The 16,507-nt window shown below is 69.7% G+C and carries 16 protein-coding genes and 2 pseudogenes; 4 read left to right on the top strand and 14 right to left on the bottom strand.

The genetic code is table 11. The annotated features are described in order from the left end of the window. Positions 1-48 precede the first annotated feature (48 nt). The 9 genes and pseudogenes from TRAD_RS11650 to TRAD_RS16375 form a co-directional block, all read right to left on the bottom strand. Complete coding sequence (locus tag TRAD_RS11650; RefSeq protein WP_148221243.1) at positions 49-825, bottom strand: hypothetical protein; 777 nt, start codon at positions 823-825, stop codon at positions 49-51. Further along, positions 822-1,643: a putative bifunctional diguanylate cyclase/phosphodiesterase gene (locus tag TRAD_RS16655; protein ID WP_245523541.1), complete on the bottom strand. Its 822-nt coding sequence runs from the start codon at positions 1,641-1,643 to the stop codon at positions 822-824. The genes TRAD_RS11650 and TRAD_RS16655 overlap by 4 nt, the downstream gene beginning before the upstream one ends. 21 nt (positions 1,644-1,664) lie before the next feature. After that, positions 1,665-2,018: pseudogene (locus tag TRAD_RS16650) on the bottom strand (diguanylate cyclase domain-containing protein); the annotation flags it as partial. Continuing rightward, the gene (locus TRAD_RS16645; RefSeq protein WP_245523540.1) at positions 1,915-3,456 is read right to left on the bottom strand and encodes a CHASE4 domain-containing protein; all 1,542 of its coding nucleotides are present in this window, start codon (positions 3,454-3,456) and stop codon (positions 1,915-1,917) included. The pseudogene TRAD_RS16650 and the gene TRAD_RS16645, both read right to left, overlap by 104 nt. Before the next feature lie 327 nt (positions 3,457-3,783). Next, positions 3,784-4,935, bottom strand: coding sequence for a type IV pilus twitching motility protein PilT (locus tag TRAD_RS11640; RefSeq protein WP_013178812.1), 1,152 nt, complete (start codon positions 4,933-4,935; stop codon positions 3,784-3,786). Between the two features lie 37 nt (positions 4,936-4,972). Beyond that, entirely contained in the window at positions 4,973-7,624 is a 2,652-nt protein-coding gene (locus TRAD_RS11635) for an ATPase, T2SS/T4P/T4SS family (RefSeq protein WP_013178811.1), read from the bottom strand. Continuing rightward, on the bottom strand, positions 7,606-8,196 hold the full coding sequence (locus TRAD_RS11630) for a YqeG family HAD IIIA-type phosphatase (RefSeq protein ID WP_013178810.1): 591 nt from the start codon (positions 8,194-8,196) through the stop codon (positions 7,606-7,608). Before TRAD_RS11630 ends, TRAD_RS11635 begins: the two co-directional genes overlap by 19 nt. A gap of 53 nt (positions 8,197-8,249) precedes the next feature. Then, positions 8,250-9,191, bottom strand: a complete 942-nt coding sequence (locus TRAD_RS11625) for an alpha/beta fold hydrolase (RefSeq protein ID WP_013178809.1) — start codon at positions 9,189-9,191, stop codon at positions 8,250-8,252. After that, positions 9,188-9,430: a hypothetical protein gene (locus TRAD_RS16375; protein ID WP_041947274.1), complete on the bottom strand. Its 243-nt coding sequence runs from the start codon at positions 9,428-9,430 to the stop codon at positions 9,188-9,190. Before TRAD_RS16375 ends, TRAD_RS11625 begins: the two co-directional genes overlap by 4 nt. 532 nt (positions 9,431-9,962) lie before the next feature. Between TRAD_RS16375 and TRAD_RS11615 the strand changes: the two genes are divergently transcribed. Beyond that, positions 9,963-10,385: a hypothetical protein gene (locus TRAD_RS11615; protein ID WP_013178807.1), complete on the top strand. Its 423-nt coding sequence runs from the start codon at positions 9,963-9,965 to the stop codon at positions 10,383-10,385. Here the strand turns inward: TRAD_RS11615 and TRAD_RS11610 are convergent. Then, positions 10,372-11,148, bottom strand: a complete 777-nt coding sequence (locus TRAD_RS11610; protein ID WP_013178806.1) for a TatD family hydrolase — start codon at positions 11,146-11,148, stop codon at positions 10,372-10,374. The genes TRAD_RS11615 and TRAD_RS11610 overlap by 14 nt on opposite strands. 232 nt (positions 11,149-11,380) lie before the next feature. Between TRAD_RS11610 and TRAD_RS11605 the strand changes: the two genes are divergently transcribed. Beyond that, positions 11,381-11,701 carry a hypothetical protein gene (locus tag TRAD_RS11605; RefSeq protein ID WP_041947273.1) on the top strand — a complete coding sequence of 107 codons (321 nt, stop codon included), beginning with the start codon at positions 11,381-11,383 and terminating at the stop codon, positions 11,699-11,701. 36 nt (positions 11,702-11,737) lie between these two features. After that, positions 11,738-12,088, top strand: a pseudogene (locus tag TRAD_RS16825) (septal ring lytic transglycosylase RlpA family protein); the annotation flags it as partial. 332 nt (positions 12,089-12,420) lie between these two features. Here TRAD_RS16825 and trpA read toward each other — a convergent pair. The 3 genes from trpA to TRAD_RS11585 all read right to left on the bottom strand — a co-directional run bounded on the left by trpA (position 12,421) and on the right by TRAD_RS11585 (position 15,228). Then, positions 12,421-13,224 (bottom strand): tryptophan synthase subunit alpha, encoded by an 804-nt coding sequence (trpA, locus tag TRAD_RS11595; RefSeq protein ID WP_013178803.1) that lies wholly within the window; start codon positions 13,222-13,224, stop codon positions 12,421-12,423. Next, entirely contained in the window at positions 13,211-14,431 is a 1,221-nt protein-coding gene (trpB, locus tag TRAD_RS11590) for a tryptophan synthase subunit beta (protein WP_013178802.1), read from the bottom strand. The genes trpA and trpB overlap by 14 nt, the downstream gene beginning before the upstream one ends. A gap of 230 nt (positions 14,432-14,661) precedes the next feature. Then, positions 14,662-15,228, bottom strand: a complete 567-nt coding sequence (locus TRAD_RS11585; RefSeq protein WP_013178801.1) for a hypothetical protein — start codon at positions 15,226-15,228, stop codon at positions 14,662-14,664. 86 nt (positions 15,229-15,314) lie between these two features. On the opposite strand from TRAD_RS11585, the gene TRAD_RS11580 reads away from it, so the two are divergent. Further along, positions 15,315-15,725 carry a DUF4870 domain-containing protein gene (locus TRAD_RS11580; protein ID WP_013178800.1) on the top strand — a complete coding sequence of 137 codons (411 nt, stop codon included), beginning with the start codon at positions 15,315-15,317 and terminating at the stop codon, positions 15,723-15,725. Between the two features lie 128 nt (positions 15,726-15,853). Here TRAD_RS11580 and TRAD_RS11575 read toward each other — a convergent pair whose 3' ends face one another. After that, complete coding sequence (locus tag TRAD_RS11575) at positions 15,854-16,495, bottom strand: hypothetical protein (protein ID WP_013178799.1); 642 nt, start codon at positions 16,493-16,495, stop codon at positions 15,854-15,856. Between the last annotated feature and the right edge of the window lie 12 nt (positions 16,496-16,507).

Below are 16,507 nucleotides of genomic sequence, written 5' to 3'. Positions count from 1 at the left end.
CGGCGCGACGCCGTGCGACACGTGACTGGCGGGGCAGGTTGCGAGCCTCTAGGGCTGCACCCCCTGGAGCTGCACGTAGACGTGCGCAGCGCTGTAAAAGAGCGCCCACTGCGCGAGGGCGAAGGCGTTGTAGACCATGTCGGCGTGCGCTTCGGGGAGGTAGACGTAGAGGTTGGCAGCGAGCGCCCACGCGACCGTTGCGCTGCTAATCAGCCGAAAGGGCCGGTTGAGCCGCGCCTCTTGCGGGGAGTAGAGGAGCGCGAGCGCCGGCAGGAGCAGCACCGAGCTGTAGAGCGTCGCGGTGGTGTCGGCGATCTGGATGCCGAGAGGGGTGTCGAGCAGCAGCCCCAGGAGCAGCGCGCTCAAGAAGGTCACGGCGGCGGCGAGGCCGACGAGTTGGGTGAGCAGCTCGAGGTAGAGCGTCCCCCACAGCCGGTCGTAGACGATAAAGAGCGCGTGCGACAGGGCGAACGCCCAGGGGGCCGCTTGCACCATGTAGAGCGAAGCGCCCAGGAGTTCGACGACGGGCGGCATGCCGCCGACGAGGCTGCCGTAGACCCAGGCGACGTTGGCGAGCGCCGTGGTGGCCGCGGCCGCCGCCATCGCGCCGATACCCCTGGCCCAACGCAGCCCGCGGCTGCGGCGCGCGAGGCGCAGCAGCCGCCACGCGGTGACGCCGACGAGCGCGGTGTAGCTCAGCTCGCTGACAAAGGCCGAGAGGCCGCCGAAGAGCGTGAGCAAGGTTAGCCCCAACACCCCTAGGTAGGCCGCCCCCAAGGGGGCGGGGAGCAGCTTGAGCGGCGGGTAGAGGGGCGAGCGCATCACACGACCTGCTGCGCGAGCGTCAGCTCCGCGAGGGGGCGTGGTTTGGCGAAGAGGTAGCCCTGCGCGTAGCGGCAGCCGAGCGCCCGCAGGCTCTGCGCCTGCGCGGCCGTCTCGACCCCCTCGGCGACGACCTCGAGCCCCAGACTGCGGGCGAGCGCGAGCATCGTCCGCACGATCTCGAGGCTTCGGGGGTCGCAGGTGATCCCCTGGACAAACGCGCGGTCGATCTTGAGCGCTTGCCAAGGGAGGTGGTGGAGCGCGCTCAGCGACGAGTAACCCGTACCGAAGTCGTCGAGCATCAGCTGTACCCCGAGCGCTCGCAGCGTGCGGAGCTGCTCGGCGGCGGTGTGGTGGCTCACGACCGCGCTCTCGGTGACCTCGAACCGCAGGCGCTTGGGTGAGAGGCCCGTGTCGCGCAGCACCCGTTCGGTCTCCTCCAAAAGCTCGGGTCGCAGCAGCTGGCGGCGCGAGAGGTTGACGGAGACGCCGAACGCGACATCCGCGGCGGCGAGCTCCGCGCACGCCGTGCGCAGCGCCCAGAGCCCGAGCGGGACGATCAGACCGGTCTCCTCGGCGACCTCCAGAAACGCTTCGGGTGCGAGGAGGCCGCGCGTGGGGTGCTGCCAACGCAAGAGCGCCTCGACGAACACCGTCTCGCCGCTCTCGAGCGACAGCACGGGTTGGTAGACGAGGCGCAGAGCGTCGCTGCCGAGCGCGCTCTGCAGCTCGCTTTCGGTGCGCTGGCGCGCGCTCACCTCTTTGTAGAGCGCGTCGCTATAGTGCAAGGTGGTGCAGCCGAGCTCTTTGGCGCGGTACATGGCGATGTCGGCGTGCTCGAGGACCTCGTTGGGGGTGCTGTAACGCGTGAGGTCGCTGACGACGCCGATGCTCGCGCCCGTGGTGACGCGCTGCGCCGCGAGCTCGTAGGGGCGCGACAGCGCGCGCGCGATGCGGTTGACGATGTGCTCGACCTCCTGCGGTGGCGCGTCCTGGAGCAGCACGACGAACTCGTCGCCGCCGAGCCTGGCGGCGAGGTCCTCGCCGCGCACGCACGCCTGGAGCCTTTTGGCGACCTCGGTGAGGAGCAGGTCACCGACCTTGTGGCCCAAACTGTCGTTGATGACTTTGAAGCGGTTGAGGTCGAGAAAGAGCACGGCCCCCCCCGCCCGGCGCTGCTTGAGGACGAACGCGAGGCGTTGCGTGAGGAGGGTGCGGTTGGGGAGACCGGTGAGCGCGTCGAAGAGACCGCGTTGGCTGAGGTCGGTGAGCGACCCCGCCATCCGCCGAGGGCGCCCCCGCTGGCGCGAGGGGGGGGGCTGCCGAGGGTTCGGCGCGGACGGCGACGCCGCGCAGCAGCATCCAGCGGTAGCGTCCCTCTGCGTCGCGCAGGCGCAGCTCGCTCTCGAAGTGCGCGCTCTCGCCGCGCAGGTGCGCGGCGAGCTGCTTGAGGACGCGCTGACGGTCGTCGGGGTGAACGTGCCGGATGAGCTGCCACGGGGGGCGCACCTGCTCGACCTCGGGGAGCCCCAGTAGCGCCGCGCAGCGGCTCGAGAGCGTGACGCCGCGCGCCGCCTCCCAATCCCACAGCCCGTCGTTGGCGCCCTGCGCAGCGAGGGCGTAGCGCTCACGGCTCTCGCGCAGCGCGGCAAAGGCGCGCTCGAGCGAGGCGAGCATCCCGTTGATGTCCCCGGCGAGGCGGGAGAGTTCGTCGACCCCGGGGAGGTCGAGGCGGGCGCTGACGTCGCCGCGCTGCGCGATGCGGGCGACCTCGGCGCTCAAAAAGCCGAGGCGGGCGAGGAGCAGGCGCTCGACGAGCACGAGCACCAGCGCGCTAAAGCTGAGACCGACGAGCGCAACCGCGGCGATGAGCGCGCGGGCGCTCACGAGCCCCTGCTGGTAAAAGACGCGCGGTTCGCTTACGCGCAGCGCCGCCAGCGGTCTGCCGAAGAGGTCGTGCAGCGCGGCGTACCCGAGGAGCGTCGCGTCATCTCGGGGGTAGCTGTAGAGGGTGCGCGCCGCAAGCTGGTGCTGGGTGAGCCCGGGGTGGTCGGCGGCGACGAGCGCCGTGAGCTCCTCGTAAGGCGCTAGCGACACCGCCGCGAGGGTGTGCTGCGCGTAGGCCGCGAGCCGCGCCTCGGTGAGGTAGCGCGCGACCAGGAAGCTCCCCCGCGAGGGCCCCTCACCGGTACTCGTCAGGATCGGGCTGAGCGCGACCAGCGCGATCCCGCCGGGGAGCTGCAGCAGCCCCGAGCGCGGTTCGCGCGCCGCGGGGTCGCGCAGCCACAGGGGGTGCTCGGGGCCGAACGCGCGCAGCTCGTCGGGGCTGAGCGCCCCTAGGCCCGCTGCCTCGGCGTGCGCGGCGTAGACGAGGCGGCCCGTTCGGTCGGCGATGAGCACGAGGTCGAGGTCGAAGGTCTCGAAAAAGGGGGCGTTTAAGTTCTCTTGGTAGAGGGTCTCGTCGCCGCTCGCGACAAAGGCGTAGGTGTCGTTCCAGTGGCCCCAGTCGCGCGCGAGCGCCTCGAGGCCCGCCTGCGAGGCGCTCAAGGTGCTTAGGACGCGCGCGACGTCCTGACGCAAAGCGCGCGTTTCCAGGGCGCTCAAGTCACGCAGCAGAAGCGACCAGACGAGCACCGCGAGCGTGGCGATAAGTCCCACCAGGACGACGACGACCACGAGACGCAAGCGCAGCCGGAGCGTCACGTCGGATCCTTCCGCAGCGCGTAGCGCGCGTCGCAAGCTAGCGCGAGGCCGAGAGGGGGTCGCATAGCCACAGCGTAGCGCAGCCTTTCTCACACATTTCTTACGCCGCCTTGCGTACCCGGACGCAGCTGGGAGGATGCGCTGATGACGAAGCCGAGGCCGCGACGAGCATGGCGTCCGTTAGGGTGCGGCCACCGTGCCGACGTGTGGCGCTAGCTTAGCACGTTACGCGTCGGGCGTGCGCGCCCGCCGCTAGGTCTAAGCGCCGCGCCCGCCCCGTCCGAAAGGTGGTAGGGGGGGGCCTTCGGCGCGCCGGGCGTCGGGGGCGGGGGCGCCGGGGCCGTGGCTGCTCACGAGCCGCGCGAACTCCTTCGGGTCGACGGCTCGAGTCAGGCCCGCCTCGTACGTGATCAGGCGCCGCGCGTGCAGCTCGGCGAGGTGCGCGTCCATGGTCTGCATCCCGTACTGGCCGCCCATCTGGATCGCCGAGGGGATCTGGTGCGTTTTGCCTTCGCGGATAAGGTTGCGCACGGCGGGCGTGGCGACGAGAAACTCGTAGGCCAGCACCCGCCCGCCGCCGACTTTGGGGACGAGCTGCTGCGTCAAGATCGCCTGGAGGTTGCTCGCGAGCTGCACCCGCACCTGCGCCTGCTGCGCTTCGGGGAAGACGTCGATGATGCGGTCGACCGCTTCGGGGGCGGAGTTGGTGTGCAACGTGGCGATGACCAGGTGTCCGGTCTCGGCGGCCGTGACGGCCGCCCCGATGGTCTCGAAGTCGCGCATCTCGCCGACCAAGATCACATCCGGAGCCTGGCGCAAAACCGCCCGCAGGGCGCGTTCAAAGCTCTTCGTGTCCTCGCCGAGCTCGCGCTGGTTGACGATCGAGCGTTTGTGAGGGTGGAAGAACTCGATGGGGTCTTCGATGGTGATGATGTGTTTGCGCGACTCGGTGTTGATGCGGTCGATGAGCGCAGCGAGCGTCGTCGATTTGCCGGAGCCGGTCGGTCCGGTGACGAGCACGAGGCCGCGCGGCTGCTTGATGACGTCGGCGACGACCTGGGGGAGGCCGAGGCGCTCGAGGCTGGGGAGCTCGCTGGCGATCGTGCGCAAAACCCCGCCGACGGCGCCGCGTTGGAAAAAGGCGTTGACGCGGAAGCGGCCGTGCCCGCTCAGCATAAAGGAGAAGTCGAGCTCACGCCGCTCCTCGAAGTCGCGCTGCTTTTTCTCGTCCATAAGGGCGTACATCAGCCGCCGGGTGTCGTTGGCGGTGAGCGGTTCAAACTCGGTTGGCTGCCACGCGCCGTCGAGGTGCAGCATCGGGGGGAGGCCGGTCGTGAGCAGCAGGTCGGAGGCGCGGCGTTCGCTCGCTAGGCGCAGCAGGGGGATGATCTCGGGTGTCGCTCGGCTCATGGTGCTCCTAGGTGTTCTGGGCGGTCGGGAGGCGCGGTCAGTCGGTGGTGCGCGCGAGCACCTCTTCGAGCGTGGTGATGCCGGCGAGCGCCTTGAACACCCCGTCGTCGCGCAGCGTCTTCATCCCCGCAGCGACCGCGAGCTCTTTGAGTTCGCTCGACGAGCGGCCCTGCACGATGGCGCGCTGCGCCGCGGCGTCGACGGTAAACAGTTCGTGGATCGCGTGGCGGCCGTTGTAGCCGCTGCCGCCACACTGCGTGCAGCCGACGCCGCGGTAGAGCGTCGCGCCCTGGAGCGCTTCGGGGGCGAGCCCCAAACGCCGCAGGGTGTCCACGTCGGGGGTGTAGGCGACGCGGCAAGCGGCGCACACCTTGCGCACGAGCCGCTGCGCGAGCACCCCCAAGAGCGACGCGGAGATGTTAAAGGGTTCGACCCCCATCTCCGCGAGCCGCGTGACCGCCCCCGTGGCGTCGTTGGTGTGCAGCGTGGCGATCACCAGGTGGCCGGTCAGCGCCGCCTCGACGGCGATCTTGGCGGTTTCGGTGTCGCGGATCTCGCCGATCATGATCACGTCCGGGTCTTGGCGTAAAAACGCGCGCAGGGCGCTCGCGAAGGTGAGCCCCGCTTTGACGTTGACCTGCGTCTGGTTGATCCCCGGGATCTCGTACTCGACGGGGTCCTCGACCGTCGTGACGTTGACGTCCGGGGTGGCGATGCGCTTTAAGATGGAGAAGGTGGTAAACGACTTGCCCGAGCCGGTCGGCCCGGTGATGAGAAAAATGCCGTAGGGCTTTTGGATGGTGTCGGTAAAGCGCTCGAAGTTGTAGTCGGCGAAACCGAGCTGCTCGATGTCGGGAATTGCCGAGGCGCGCTTTAAAAGGCGCATCACGACCTTTTCGCCGTAGACCGTGGGCAGCGTCGAGAGGCGCAGGTCGACCTCGAGGTTCTTGTCTTTAAAGCGCACCCGCCCGTCTTGCGGCAGCCGCCTCTCGGCGATATTAAGGCGCCCCATGATCTTGATGCGCGCCGCGACCGCGCCGGCGACGCCGCGCGGCAACGACATGTACTCGCGGAGCGCGCCGTCTTTGCGGACCCGCACGAGCACCTTGTCGGGGTAGGGTTCGATGTGGATGTCCGAGATGTCGTTGAAGACCGCCTCGCGGATGATGTTGTTGACGACCTTGACGAGCGCGGTGTCGTCTAAGTGGGAGTCGTCTTCAATCTCGTCTTGGTCGCCGATCTCCTCTAAAACCGCCTTGGCGAGCTCCTCCATGTTCTCGTTGCTCTTGTAGTGGCGGTTGATCAGCTTAATGAGGGTCTCTTCGGTAGCGACCGCGGGGCGGATCTCTTTACCCGTGAGGAGCCGGATGTCGTCGATGGCGAAGACGTGCCGCGGGTCTTTCATGGCGAGCGTGAGGGTGTTGCCCTCGACGCGCAGCGGCATCACGTTGTAGCGGCGCACCGCCCCCTCGGGGACGAGCGCGACCGCCGCCGCGTCGACCTGCACGTTCTCCTCGACGAAGGCGTAGCCGAGTTGCAGCGCGAGGCTGCGCGAGAGCATCTCGGGGCTGATGCGCCCCGCTTGCACGAGGGTGTCCTCGAGCCGCCCCCCGCGCGTGCGCTGCTCGGCGAGCGCCCACTGCACGTCCTCGCGGCTGACAAAGCCGAGGTCGACCAAGATGTCGCCGAGCGGCCTTACGCGCCCGCGCTTTTGCTGCTCGTAGAGCGCCTCGCGCAGCTGTTCGCGCCGCAGCTTGCCCGCTTGCAGCAACGTCTCGCCGAGCCGCCCCTTGTCGTGTTCGTAAAGGGCGTCGGTGAGCGCCTGCACCTGGCTCTCCGGGGCGACGACGAAGCGCACGGGGGTGCGGATAATCTCCCGAAGGTCGTCCGCGCGGCGCGGATCGGCGAGCGCCACGACAAGACCGTCCGCCTCCTCTTGGTAGGGCACCGCGCGGTACTGCAGCGCGTCGACGCGCAGCAGGTGCGAGGCGAGCCGTTCGCTGATACGCGCGCCGCGCAGGTCGGCGGTAAAGGGCAGGTCGGCTTGCTGCGCGAGCAGTTCGGCGAGCTGCACGTCGCTTAGCGCCCCCTGCTCCTGCAAGATGCTGCCCAAAAGCCCCCCCGTACGCGCCTGCTGCGCTAACGCGGCCTCGAGCTGCTCGCGGGTGATGAGCCCTAAGGTGAGCGCGAGCTCGCCGACGCGCGACCCCAGCGCGGGGTTGAGTTCGGCGGGGGGGGTGAGGCCGAGTTCGGGGTAGTGGGTGGCGAGCGCCCAGGTGAGTTCGCTGCCGAGCGCCTGAAAGACCTCGACGATGCAGCCGCTGACGTCCTCGAGCTCCTCGGCGGCGAGCGCGTCTAAAGGGTCCTCGAAAGCGACCCGTAGGCGCGTCCCCTGCAGGGCGAAGGGCAGCGCGCGCAGCTCAAGAGCGAGCGCCGCCGGGACCTTGGCGAGCGCTTGGGGGTCGGTGGGGGTGCGGGTCAGGTGCACCAGCGGCACCCCCATCGCCTCCTCGATGGCGCGCGCGATGCGCTGCTCGGACAAGAGCCCCAGGTTGATGAGCACCTCCGAGAGGCGCCCCCCCGTTTCGGCCTGGCGCGCGATGGCGCGTTGCAACCCCTCATCGCTGATAAAGCCGCGCTCTAAAAGCATGGCGCCGAGGCGTTTGTCGCCTATTGACAGGACGGCCACAGCCCCCACCCCCTCCTTGGTGGCGTAGACAGCCGGGGCGACGCCTTGGGCGGTTCGTCGCACCCCGCGCCCTGCAGCTGAGCGAGGTCGCGCTGCCAGCGGCGCAAGAGCCGCCGCTCCAAGCGGCGCAGCGCGCGGGTGTGGAGCAGCTTGCCGGGCGACAGGGGGGAGACGAGCACCGAGCGCAACCCGATGAGGTTAGCGCCCAAGACGTCGGTGAAGAGTTGGTCGCCGACCATCGCCGTCTCGTGGGGCGGCGTGCCGAGGAGGCGAAGCCCGCGGCGAAAGGCGTGGCGAAAGGGTTTGCCGACGAGCGCCAGCCCGCGCACGCCGAGCTCGCGGGCGTAGCGCTCGACCCGTCTGCGCTCCCCGTTGCTAAGGATCACCACCGGAAAGCCCGCCGCGACGAGCTCGCTGAGCCAGGCGCGAAAGAGCGGTTCGAGCAGCTCGCTGCCGGCGGGGACGAGGGTGTCGTCGAGGTCGACCATCACCGCGCGCACGCCGAGCTCGCGTAGCAGTTCGGGGGTGACCTCGGTCACCGAGGCCACGACGGCGTCAGGGCGCAGCAGCATGCGGGTAATCTAGCATGGCAGCGCGAGGCGTCTAGGAAGAAAAGTTCACGCCGCTAGCGCCCCGCAGGGAGGCTCAGCGCCTCGTGCAAAAGGGCGGTAAAGGTCTCCGGGTCGTCCAACCAGGGGTAGTGAGCCGCCTCTAAAAGGCTGAAAAGGGCGTGGGGCAGCCCCTCTAACACGCGCTCGGCCTGTGCGGGGTAGCAGCTGCGGTCGTCGCGGCCGACGAGCACGACCGTGGGCCGCGGCGCGCGCCTTAGCGGCGCCAGCTCGGCGCGCACCTCCCAGAGGCGGCTCGGCGCCGCTTCAGACGCGCCGCCGCTAGCGAGCTCGCTAAACCCCTCGGCGTCGAGGTGCTCGAGCTTAAGGCGGCTGCTCGGTTTGCAAAAGAGGAGGGCGTCGAAAAGCCGTTTGCCGCCCACGGCTCGAGCGGCCGCCTCGACCCGCTCGGCGGGAAGGAGGTCGTCTTGAGGGTCGCCCGCACCCCCCTCCAAGGGGTGATGGGGGGCGGGGTCTAGCTCGGCGGCGAGCTGCTGGAGCGTCCCCGCCAGGGCGGGCATGTCGACCCACGGGTTGACCCACACGAGCCGCTCGACGCGTTCGGGGGCGCGGGCGAACGCGGCGGCGGCGACGGTCGCCCCGAAGCCGTGCGCGAGCAGCGTCGCGCGCGCGACGCCGAGCGCGTCCAAAACGTGCAGCGCGTCACCGGCGAGGGTCGCGACGTCGAAGCTCGAGCCGGGGTCGGCGCCCGGTAGGGTGCGGCTCCGCCCCGCCCCGCGCTGATCGGCGTAGAGCATCCGGTAGCGCCCGAGCTCGTCGCCCATGAGCTCGCGAAACGAGTAGCTGTTATAACCGGGGCCGCCGTGGAGGTAGAGCACCGCGCTCGCGTCGTGCGGTCCGACCTGCTCGACGTAGAGCTCGGCGCCCGGCACCTCGAGGCGGTACACCTCGTCGAGAAACGCGCCCTTTGGCGCCCAAGCGTCACCGAGGCCGCTCACGCTCCCCCCTCCGGGGCTACGGGGCGAAAGCGCCACACCTTGACCCCCTCCGGCGCTGCCTGCGGCGCCCCGTTTGCCCGCCAGGTGCTCGTCAGGAGGTAGAGTTCGGGCTGGTCCGCGCTCTGCAAGAGCGTGCCCGCCACGTAGCCCTCGCCTTCGGCGAGCCTCGTCTGGAGCGCCTCCAGGCGCCCTCGCGCCTCCGGGCCCGCACACTCGTAAAAGAGGATCATCGTCTCCACGGACCGAGTCTAAGCCGCCGGGGCGGCGCCGAGGGTCGTCCGGCGCCGCTTTTGCTAGCGCAAAAAACCCTGTAGGTCCCCACCTACAGGGCCTCCGCGAGGGAGTACGGCGCAACCGGCCAAGGCGGTGCCGTTGCCCTCAGCATAGGGTCTCGGGGGCTGGGGGGCCAGAAGCAGCTGTACCGGCCCCTGGTGGTACGGCCCTCACCAAAACCCCCCCAAGCGGACGGCTGCAACCCCACGAAAGGCGTTGCAGACGTGAACCTCGGGGTGCAGGAGGGGGGCGGCCGGGTTCGTTTAGAACGTAAAATCAAAAACTTCACAGTGGGCGACCGGGGGCGTGGCGCTGGTTTGGTGCCCCGCTTGGCGTACCTGGCGCGCGCGCGTGGTAGCCTAAAACCATGTAACCCTGACATTTCCCCCGGGCGCACCTGCGCCTCTCGCGGGGGCGCGCCCCCCGCGGCCCCGACGGGGCATCCGCTTGGAACACGCTCGCGCCACCGCAGCGCTCTGTTCTCACCCGGAGGAAGCCATGTCGCACACCACGAGGAGGCGCGTCCGGACGCTCGAGGAGCTTCGCCCGCTCTTTCGGGACGGCCGCTACCGCCTCGGTCCCCACGCGCTCAAACACGCTGCCTGTGAAGGCTTCGCCGAAAAAGACGTCGTCGCCGCCGCGCTCTTCGGTCACGAACTGGTGCGCTACACCGAAGACGAGAGGCTGTTGGTACTCGGCTACATCCACCCCAGCCCGCAGGTGCAGATCCCCTTGCACGTGGTGCTCGAGTACGCCCGCCCGCGCTGGGTCGACGTCGTGACGGCGTTTATCCCCGAAAAACCCCATCACGCCGTCTCACGGCGCCGCCTCGCCGAGCTGCTGCGTTACGATCAACCGCCCACGCGGCGCCAAGCGGCGCGCGGGGTGCGTTGGGGGGGGGCGCCGCTCAAGTCGCCGTAGGCGCCCCCGCAGCGAGCCCGTAAACGCGCGCGGCGTTGTCGTCGGTGAGGCGCTCGAGCGCCTCCAGCGTGACCCCGCGCACCTGGGCGAGGGTCATCGCCGTGTAACGGACGTTGTGCGGCACGTTGCGTTCGCCGCGCCTGGGTTGGGGGGTCAGGTAGGGGCTGTCGGTCTCGACGAGCAGCCGCTCCGCGGGCACCTGCGCGGCGACCTCGCGCAACCTAGCGGCGTTTTTGTAGGTGAGGTTGCCTGCAAATGAGACGTACCAGCCGAGCTCCAGGCCGGTCTCGAGGAGCTCCGGGTGGCCGTTAAAGCAGTGCAAGATCCCCCCCGCGAGCCCCGCTTCGGCGAGGCAGCGCGCGGCCTCTCGTGACGCCGTCTCCCCCCCCGACTCGTCGCGCACGTGCAAGACGAGCGCTTTGGCGTGGGCTGCGGCGAGCTCGGCGTGCCAGAAAAACAGCTCGCGTTGCTCCCCCAAGGGGGAGCTGTGCCAATAGGTGTCGAAACCCGTCTCGCCGACCCCGACGACTTTGGGGTGCGTCACGAGCGCGGCGAGCTGGCGGCGCGCTGTTGGGGTGGCGCTGTGGGCGTCGTTGGGGTGGTGGCCGAGCGCGACCCAGACGTTGGGGTGGCGTTCGGCGAGCTCGAGCGCGCGCTCGGCGTCCTGGAGGTCGGTGCCGACGGTGATCAGCGCGCGCAGCTCCGGTGAGGCGGCCGCGTCGGGGTCGGCGCACGCGGTGAGGTGGCAGTGGCTGTCGGTCATGGCGTCAGCATAGCCCACCCGTCGGAGCGGGCCGTCGCAAGTTGACCGCAAGCACCCCCCGGTAGGCTCATCATCGGTAGCCCCCCTTAAGGCTCACTTAAGCTTAGGCCGACACAATGCTCACGGTGAAAGGAGGAGGCGACCGAAAGCGGCCCGCAGAAGGTGCATGGGGGCGGTAGGGTGCCCCGCCACTGCGGCGGTCCGCGTTAACGTCAGGGAGGTCGCAACGCCCATGGTCTACCGCTCGCGTTACCTCAACCGGCTGATGTTCTCCCCCCCCTCCTACCGCGAACGCCTCCGCCAGGTCACGCCCCGCGCCGAAACGACCTGGGGGGGCTCGGGTGCTCGCCTGGGCACCGCCGAGCCCACCCCCGACGCTTCCGCGACCGCTGCCCCGCAGGGCGACCTGAGCGAACGCGCACCTTACCTCCCGACCCGCGAGCTGCGCGACACCCTACGCCGCTGTGAACAGGCCATCACGGCGGGCCGCGCGCGCATCGAGGACTACGAGGCGTTCATCATCTGTCAGCAGGAGCTCGCGAGCCGCGGCTAGTGCGGCTCGCCCCGCTGACAGGGGTTAGACTGGGGTATGCGCCCCTTGCTCCTTCTCGCGCTCTGCCTAACGGCCTGCGCCCCGGCGCTGAGCCGCGTCCCCAACGCCGCCGAAGGGATCGCCTCGTGGTACGGCCCCGGCTTCGAGGGGCGCCTCACGGCTAACGGCGAGGTGTTCGACTCGAGCCTCCTGACCGCCGCCCATCAGACCCTTCCTTTTGACACGCTCGTGCGGGTCACCAACCTGAACAACGGTCTCGCCGTGGTCGTGCGCATCAACGACCGCGGCCCCTTCGTCGGCGGGCGCATCATCGACCTCTCGCGCGCCGCCGCCGAGCGCATCGACATGATCGGCAGCGGTACGGCGCCCGTGCGCTTAGAGCTTTTGAGCGACATGCCGGCGGCGAGTTGGCGGGTGCAGATGAGCAGCGAGGTCGACGGCTACGACGTGCTGTCGCGCCTCCACCGCCCCGGCGAGCTGCTGCTGTTGCGGGGCGCGGCGCAAGAGCCGCTCCTACTCCGCGTCGTCGGGCGCGTCCCCGAAACCGAGGATGTCGACCTGCTGCTCCCCAGAGCGCTCTTTGAAGCGCTCGACCTCACCGAGCTCGAGGTCGAGGTCATCTCGGCGCTCTAGACCGCTCTTGCCAAAAGACGCCCCGGGGTTCTCCCGAACCCGGGGCGTCTTTTGAGGTGCTGGGGGTTGCGACCGCACCAGGCGACCTAAGGCGCCGTGACCTCTTTGCTGCACGCTGCCGCGAGCTCGCGCGCGAGCGGCGCCAACGCCTCGCCGCGCTCCAAGGCGCCGATCAGCGCCGAGCCGACCACCACGCCGTCGGCGACCGCCGCGACGGCTCGAGCGCTCTGGGCGTGTGCTACCCCGAAGCCGACCGCCACCGGCAGGTCGCTCACCGCCTTGGTGCGCCGCACGAGGTTGGGGACGTCCTCGGGGAGCGCCGCGCGCGCCCCCGTCACCCCCGTGACCGAGACCGCGTAGACAAACCCGCGGCACGCTGCGGTGACAAGTTTTAGCCGCGCGTCCGTGGAGGTCGGGGCGACCAGGAAGATGGTGTCGAGCGCCGCGGCGCGCGCTGCGGGCAGGAGCGTGTCGGCCTCATCGGGGGGGAGGTCGGGGAGGATCACGCCGTCGGCGCCCGCGGCCTTGAGGTCGGCCACGAAACCCGCTTCGCCCCGCGCCCCGTGGCTGTAGCAGTAGATGGGGTTGTAGTAGGTCATCAGCACGATGGCCTTGTCGCTCTGCGCGCGCAGCTCGGCGACGAGCTCAAACGTTTTGCGCGTGGTCATCCCCTGCGCGAGGGCGCGCTCCGAGGCGCGCTGGATGGTCGGGCCGTCGCCCAAGGGGTCGGAGTAGGGGAGACCGACCTCGAGCACGTCGGCGACCTCTAAAAGCGCGCGCGCCTCCGCCAGAAAACGCCGTTCGTCGGGAAAACCAGCCGTTAGGAAGGGGATAAAGGCCGCGCGGCCTTCGGCTCTCGCGCGCTCGAACGCGCGCTCAATTCTGCTCACGGTTCTCCTGCAGCTTCATGACGCGCATCGCTTCGGTGACGTCCTTGTCGCCGCGCCCCGAGAGGTTGACGACGATGAGCTCTTCGGGTCGCATCGCGCGGGCGAGCTGCATGGCGTAAAACACCGCGTGGGCGGTCTCTAACGCGGGGATGATGCCCTCGATGCGGCTGAGCGCTTCAAAAGCCTCCAAGGCCTGCGCGTCGTCGACGCCGACGTACTCGGCGAGCCCGGCGTCGGCGTAGTACGAGTGCTCCGGGCCGACGCCGGGGTAGTCCAGCCCCGCCGAGACCGAGTGCGCGGGCCGGATCTGCCCGTCCTCGTCCGACATGAGGTACATCAGGGCGCCGTGCAACACACCCTTTTTGCCCGCCGTGATGCTCGCGGCGTGGGCGCCCGAGGCCATCCCGTGCCCCGCCGCCTCGACCCCGTAGAGCTTGGGCCGCTCCCCGTCGGGGAGATAGGCGTACGGCGCAAAGAGCCCGATGGCGTTCGAACCGCCGCCGACGCACGCGACCACGGCGTCGGGCACGCGGCGGCCCTCCTGCGCTTCAAGCTGCGCCATCGTCTCAAAGCCGATCACGCTCTGAAAGTCGCGCACCATCATGGGGTACGGGTGCGGGCCGACGACCGAGCCGATGATGTAGAAGGTGTCCCGGACGTTCGTCACCCAGTCGCGGATGGCCTCGTTGGTGGCGTCTTTGAGGGTGTGGGTGCCGCTGGTGACCTCGCGCACCTCGGCGCCTAGGAGCTTCATCCGGAAGACGTTGAGGGCTTGGCGGCGTACGTCCTCCGCGCCCATGTAGACGACGCACTTAAGGCCAAAGAGGGCCGCGGCGGTCGCCGTGGCGACGCCGTGCTGCCCCGCGCCGGTCTCGGCGATGACGCGCTCCTTGCCGAGGCGCTTGGCGAGCAGCGCCTGGCCGACGGTGTTGTTGATCTTGTGCGCGCCCGTGTGGTTGAGGTCCTCGCGTTTAAGGTAGATCTTGGCGCCGCCGCAGTGTTTGGTCAGGTTCTCGGCGAGGTAGAGCGTGCTCGGGCGCCCCACGAAGGTCTTGAGGTAGTGCTCGAACGCGCGCCGAAACGCGGGGTCGGCGCTCGCGTCGCGGTACGCGCGCGTCAGGTCGTCAAGGGCGGGGATCAGCGTTTCGGGGACGAAGCGCCCACCGAACGCGCCGTAACGCCCGCGGCTGTCGGGTAGGGGGAACATGCTGCCTCCAGGCTGTGCGGGGTGTGGGTTGGGGGTCGCGTGGGGTCGCCGCTAAAGACGCCACCGCTGGTGGTGCCACTTAAAGGCCCGGGGCGTGCGCACGCGCGGCCGCGCGCCACCGAGGCGGCGGGGGGTACGGGGCGCCCGGGTCGTCATGGTTGCAGTCTACGGCAAACCGCCCCGCTTTCCAAGCCTCCGGAGCGGGGCGGTCTGCCGGGGTGCTACTAAGGCTACTGCGGCGTCAGCTGCACGCGCAGGTTGAAGCGCTCGAGGCCCGCAAAGAGCGCGCTGTCTAGGTCGAGCGTGATCGTGCTCCCCGCGTTTCCCGCCGCGTCCTCGGCGCGCACCTCGACCGTCCCCGAGGCCTCGACGCCCTCTTGGGAGCGGGTGAAGGGGTTCTGGGCGGGCACCCCCGTGAGCTCCAAGTCGCCGCCCCGCACCCGCTCACCCTCGAAGCGGATGACCTGCGCGGGGTTTTCCGGGTCGTGGTAGACGGTCGCGCCGAAGCTCGTGGGGTCACCGAGGCGCTGATAACGGACGCCGAGCACGTGCGGCCGGCTAAAGGTGCCGTAGTCGGCGAGGTCGAGCGTGAGCACGCCGCCCTCGAAAAAGACCTCCAGGGGCACCTCCGGGTCCTCGACGCGGAAGCGGTTGCCGTTGCGCCGCGCCCGTTCGCCGGAGTCCCAGTGGATGGGCTGGCCGTTTAAGAGGAGCTCGAGCTCGAAGCTGAGGGCGGTGTCGGCGCTGGGCAGCGCGATGAGGTTGGCGAAGAGGGCGACGAGAAGTCCGAGCATCATAGGGGTACTCTAAGGGGGGGACGTGAAGCCCCGTTGCGTGCTGCATGAAGAGGCTAAACCCAAACCAGCGGGAGCGCAGGAGCATCGTGGACGAGACGCAAGCCGACCTTACGGGGGCGCCGACGCCCCTTTCACCGACACCCGACGAGGTGCGTTGGGGCATCCTGGCGCACCTCTCGTTGTACGTCGTCTTTCTGGGGCTGCCGAGCGCCGTCGGCCCGCTCGCGGTGTGGCTTTTGAGGCGCGGCGAGAGCGCCTTCGGCGACGCGCAGGCTCTGGAGGCGCTCAACTTCGGCCTCTCGGCGCTCATCTATCTCGTCGGGCTCAGTGTGCTCGGCGTCGCCGCGCTTATCGGGGGGAGCGCCGAGGGGCTCGCGCTGGTCGCGCTGGCGCTGCTCGCGCTCGTCGTGGGGTCGCTCGTGCTGCCCGTCGTCGCGGCGGTGCGCGCCTCGAGCGGCGAGCGCTACCGCTACCCGCTGACGCTGCGGCTGCTCTAGCGCCAAAGAGCGAGCCTATCGATGGGGCGTCGGTCCTACTGGTCTCCGTATCTGCGGCTTGGTTGTAGACCTCAAGGGGGCGGCGCCTCAGGCCGCCCCCGTCGACGTGCAGCTCGGTTGAGGACGCGTCAGTACGCGGGTTGCCAGCGGTAGCTTTCGGGAATGTCGGCGCTGCGCATGCGCGCGCCGAAGGTCAGGCGCTCCACGATGACCGCGTTCCAACCGGCGACGAGCTCGAGCTCGACTTCCGTCAAACTCAGCAGGTTTTCCCCGCTGTCGCAGGCGCCGCTGTAGCGGTAGGCGCCTTTGGCGTATACCCACATCGCCGTGGGGAACAACTCGGGGTCGGGCCGCAGGGTGACGTCTGCGATGATGTCGTCCAAGGACGCGATAGGGTCTGTTTGGCTGACGAGGCCGATAAGGAGAACCGCAACGTCTGGCGCGTCTGCGGTGCAGCCGAGCGCGAACAGCGCCCCTTCGGCGACGGGGCCGCTCAGGTCGACGGAGAACGCCCCGTCCTCCGCGATGTCGCCGGTGTAGGTGGGCTCCATGAGGGTCAGCGTCGTCGTCTGGCCGTCGCCCTGGACAGCGTAACCGCCCGTCAGGGTGATCAAAGCGCGGCCTAGCGTCCAACCCTCCAACCGCCCCTCGATGGCGCTGAGCCCCCGAGGCGTGGGTTCGGGCGGCAGTGGGGGTTCGGGCGGCGGGTTCCGGCGGCATCCGCCGACAAGGAGCAGGAGGGTGAGCAGCAACGCACTCCGGTAACGCATGATCGCCTCTTT

This window comes from Truepera radiovictrix DSM 17093 (assembly GCF_000092425.1).
Classification (GTDB): domain Bacteria; phylum Deinococcota; class Deinococci; order Deinococcales; family Trueperaceae; genus Truepera; species Truepera radiovictrix.
The sequence above is the reverse complement of the archived record's forward strand: the minus strand, read 5'-3'. Positions and strand labels throughout refer to the sequence as shown.

Coding starts and splice junctions, on each gene's coding strand:
- TRAD_RS16655 (WP_245523541.1), bottom strand. CDS start 1,643: ATGTACCGCGCCAAAGAGCTCGGCTGCACCACCTTGCACTATAGCGAC.
- TRAD_RS11640 (WP_013178812.1), bottom strand. CDS start 4,935: ATGAGCCGAGCGACACCCGAGATCATCCCCCTGCTGCGCCTAGCGAGC.
- TRAD_RS11630 (WP_013178810.1), bottom strand. CDS start 8,196: ATGCTGCTGCGCCCTGACGCCGTCGTGGCCTCGGTGACCGAGGTCACC.
- TRAD_RS11615 (WP_013178807.1), top strand. CDS start 9,963: ATGTCGCACACCACGAGGAGGCGCGTCCGGACGCTCGAGGAGCTTCGC.
- TRAD_RS11610 (WP_013178806.1), bottom strand. CDS start 11,148: ATGACCGACAGCCACTGCCACCTCACCGCGTGCGCCGACCCCGACGCG.
- TRAD_RS11605 (WP_041947273.1), top strand. CDS start 11,381: ATGGTCTACCGCTCGCGTTACCTCAACCGGCTGATGTTCTCCCCCCCC.
- trpB (WP_013178802.1), bottom strand. CDS start 14,431: ATGTTCCCCCTACCCGACAGCCGCGGGCGTTACGGCGCGTTCGGTGGG.
- TRAD_RS11585 (WP_013178801.1), bottom strand. CDS start 15,228: ATGATGCTCGGACTTCTCGTCGCCCTCTTCGCCAACCTCATCGCGCTG.
- TRAD_RS11575 (WP_013178799.1), bottom strand. CDS start 16,495: ATGCGTTACCGGAGTGCGTTGCTGCTCACCCTCCTGCTCCTTGTCGGC.